Genomic DNA, 2,921 nt, shown 5'->3' with positions numbered 1-2,921 from the left:
TAGTGCTATCGGGAAAAATTAGGTTCAGCAACTACCGGAAACTGTTCAAAGTTCCGACGTACCCAATCCATTCCGACTTCATTGTTCAATTTGATTCGCTGCGGTGTGTTGGGGTAAATATGGCTCAAGATTTTGGCATCCTGCTCTACGACTACATTAACCAGCTTGAGCAAGTTACGCTTTAGTAAATGGGCGATCGGCGCGTGTGCCTGCATGTACATCAACACAAACACGCGCGATCGTTGAACCGATTCTGGCAGATAAAAGTGGCATTCCTTCAAACTCAGCAGTTTGTTATCCCCATGCATTATCCCCATGAAGGGAAAGTAGTTTTCCAGGTGTGCTTCCAGCACCTTAGGGAGTGCTAGCTGTGCTGGATTCTTTAAAATCTCCCGCAGCATTGGTTGTTTTCGCAGTTGAGCCAAATAAGCGTGAGAATGTAGACCTGCATCAATAAATTGCTTGACCTTCACTTCCTCAATCTCAAACAGCTCCCGGTGCGTGCCGTTTTGATGATTGTAGTCATGCATATTTAGCAGCAAACTCAAAATATCGGTGGGAATGCTGCGATCGCCAACCACTCCAATAAATTGATACTCGGCTGCGATCGTGTTCATCAGTTCTGGAATGGGAATTTTTGGTTCATACCCTCCGTAGGTCCAGATGAAATCACCTTGAATCACCAGCTCCAGGGGTTGCAGCAACGATTTCGTTGAGTTGTTAGAACCGGGTAAGACCGTGCAGCCAGCGCGATCGAAGGCTAGCGCATGAAACGGACAGACAACTGCGCTACGACCCTCAGACTGAGGCACACACCAGCCCTCTGAGAGCATTGCGCCCATGTGAGGACAGGCATTCGGCAATGCTTGAATTCTGCCCTGCGGGTCCTGCCACAGCACATAATCCTCGTCCAATAGCGAAAATTTCCTGGGCTGATTGGGCTTCAGCATTGAACGGTGCGCCAACAGCCAAGGTGAGCCTTGCAAGCGTTCCATACGGTTTAACATTAACTGACTAATTAATTAGTTAGCTTATCAATCGCTTAAGCAAACGTCAATCCATGAATTGACCCTCTCTGCTAAGATGACGGTTGATTACGCAAGGAACGGATGGCAGTGGGTCGATCGGGACGAGGAGCTAAGTCAGTTCGCGTTGTGCGAGATGCCGCCGCAACTCAGCAGCAAATTCTTGATGCCGCTGAACAAGAATTTGCCCGACATGGCTTAAAGGGTGCGCGCATGAGTGCGATCGCTGACGGTGCCGAAGTCACATCTGCAACGCTGCACTACTATTTCGAGACCAAAGAGAATCTCTACAAAGCCGTCCTCCAGCGTCCTGTGAATGAGGTGCAAGCGGTCTTGATGCAGCAAAATTTCGAGACGCTATCTCCTGAAGAGGCACTGAAGCAGATCATTCGCATCGCGATCGCCAACGAAGCCGCCAACCCCCAACGACAAATGCTGTGGTTTCAAGAATCTAGCCAGAATGGAGGAGCCTATTTCAAGGAATGCAATGTTTTAACCCTGCACGAACATCTGCTTAAGGTTCTGGAACGCGGTATGGCAGAAGGCAATTTTCGCCCTCTCAAACCCTTTTTGGCGCTGACTCACATCCTGAGTGTTTGCCTGTTCTACTTCACCGTGCATGGAAATTGGAAGCATTTAACCCCAGACCTCGATCGTCTGAGTCCCGAGATGATCGAAGAACATACGGAGGAGGCGATCGAGTTTATTCTGGCAGGGGTTAGACAAAAGGGGTTTACGAGAAACCAAGCGTGAGTGTCGATCGCAAACGTGAATCTCAGTCAGATTTCTAACGACAGAAAATATCAGATGTAGAAGCGGTCAGATAATTCAACAAAGAATCACTTCATGACCAACGTGGGCAGTCGTAAACAGCGACACAACTCGGATAATTTGTGTGATGTGATCGAATTCGTTCTCCAGGCAGCATCCTCAGGCGGCTACACCTGCCGGTCTCCGACTCTCCATTACCTCCTTGCCTCCTGTGAATCCCTACTACCGCCTCGCACCCTTTATTCAAGAATTTATCTACAGCCAAGGCTGGACCGATTTGCGACCCGTACAGGTCGAAGCGTGCCGCGTTGTGTTCGACACAGACGCCCATCTGTTGATTGCAGCAGGAACGGCTTCCGGCAAAACCGAAGCTGCCTTTCTCCCGGTGCTGACGCGGCTGCACGAAGACCCGCCCGCGACTGTTGGCGCGCTGTACATTGGTCCGATCAAAGCGTTAATTAACGATCAGTTCGATCGCCTTACCGATCTGCTGAAACACGCGCAAATTCCCGTGTGGGCATGGCATGGTGATGTCACACAGGGACAGAAACAGCGATTGCTCAAAACGCCTAAAGGAATTTTGCAAATTACCCCAGAGTCGCTAGAGAGCCTGCTGATTAACAAGCGGGCGGATCTGACCCGTCTGTTTGGCGATCTGCGATTTGTCATCATCGATGAAATTCATGCCTTTATTGGCTCCGAGCGTGGAGCGCAAATTCTCTGTCAGCTATCGCGGCTTGCCCACTTGACCGGAAGTCAGCCGCGCCGCATTGGGCTGTCTGCTACGCTGGGCGACTACGGCATGGCAGAAGACTGGCTGAGATCGGGCGACGATCGTCCCGTAATTACGCCGCAGCTTCCTGCCAGTCAGCGGACGCTGCATCTGGCGATCGAGCACTTCTACGACCCAAAACTCGTGGTGCGGGCACGGGGCGACTCTCGTGACGCTGCGTTTCATCCTTATCACCTGCATTTGTTCAATCAAACTCAGGGGCGCAAGTGCCTAATTTTTGCGAACGGACGATCGCAGACCGAAAGCATCATTGCTACCCTACGGCAAATCGCCAGCGCCAAACATCTGCCCGATGTCTACCACGTTCACCACGGCAGCATTTCGGCTCCGCT

Annotated in this window: 3 protein-coding genes; 2 read left to right on the top strand and 1 reads right to left on the bottom strand. The window is 51.0% G+C overall.

The genetic code is table 11. The annotated features are described in order from the left end of the window. Positions 1-5 precede the first annotated feature (5 nt). Positions 6-995 carry a Rieske 2Fe-2S domain-containing protein gene (locus H6F43_RS01665; RefSeq protein ID WP_190340285.1) on the bottom strand — a complete coding sequence of 330 codons (990 nt, stop codon included), beginning with the start codon at positions 993-995 and terminating at the stop codon, positions 6-8. Positions 996-1,109: 114 nt separating this feature from the next. Between H6F43_RS01665 and H6F43_RS01660 the strand changes: the two genes are divergently transcribed. Continuing rightward, positions 1,110-1,778 (top strand): TetR/AcrR family transcriptional regulator, encoded by a 669-nt coding sequence (locus tag H6F43_RS01660; RefSeq protein ID WP_190340284.1) that lies wholly within the window; start codon positions 1,110-1,112, stop codon positions 1,776-1,778. Positions 1,779-2,007: 229 nt separating this feature from the next. After that, the coding region (locus tag H6F43_RS01655; RefSeq protein ID WP_190340283.1) for a DEAD/DEAH box helicase at positions 2,008-2,921 on the top strand (914 nt) is incomplete at its 3' end.

Source organism: Leptolyngbya sp. FACHB-36, assembly GCF_014695955.1.
GTDB lineage: Bacteria > Cyanobacteriota > Cyanobacteriia > Leptolyngbyales > Leptolyngbyaceae > FACHB-36.
This window is presented reverse-complemented; position numbering and strand designations above follow the sequence as displayed.

Coding starts and splice junctions, on each gene's coding strand:
- H6F43_RS01665 (WP_190340285.1), bottom strand. CDS start 995: ATGGAACGCTTGCAAGGCTCACCTTGGCTGTTGGCGCACCGTTCAATG.
- H6F43_RS01660 (WP_190340284.1), top strand. CDS start 1,110: ATGGCAGTGGGTCGATCGGGACGAGGAGCTAAGTCAGTTCGCGTTGTG.